Here is a 553-nt window from a genome sequence, read left to right as displayed (position 1 = left end):
CTGATACTGAATTAAACCTGTTGTCCACGCTGTCGATGTACCACCTTTAGAATTTTGTCGATACAAACCATTTGGGAAATGAATATTAAAATAAGCAAATTCAGCACCATCCATAAAGATATTATGCCAACCCACCCAACTTGCATCGGGATCTAGCTTATCTAAAGTAATATCAAGTTCAATAGATTCGGTTGATTGATTAGGCAAATGTGTCAATTGTGCCCACTCAACATTGACAGCAGCAGGATCAACCAACTTAATATAGTTGCCCCCAACCTCTTCAACTGTATATGTATCATCAAGATAGATTGCATCATCGTTATTAACCAGCTGTAGACCTGAGTTAATACTTGTGTCTTCAGCCAAGTAGTTCCAAGACGGATTTTTTGTATTTGGTGCATTCAAAGCAACTGTATACTGAAAGCCATTGGTTAAAGTGCTTTTAGCAATATTAGTAATTGTATAGACACCCGAAAAATCTTTATAAATGATTTTACTGTCTTGCACTGTTGCTGAATCTTGTCCGATTGAAATAACTTGATCGGTCACACTG

At 36.9% G+C, this 553-nt stretch carries 1 pseudogene; it reads right to left on the bottom strand.

Going from position 1 to position 553, the window contains the following annotated elements:
- Positions 1-553 (bottom strand): annotated as a pseudogene (locus C9E89_RS23660) (hypothetical protein); the annotation flags it as partial.

This window comes from Acinetobacter sichuanensis (assembly GCF_003024515.2).
Classification (GTDB): domain Bacteria; phylum Pseudomonadota; class Gammaproteobacteria; order Pseudomonadales; family Moraxellaceae; genus Acinetobacter; species Acinetobacter sichuanensis.
Note: the sequence above shows the minus strand (reverse complement) of the source record. Positions and strands in the feature narration are given on the sequence as shown.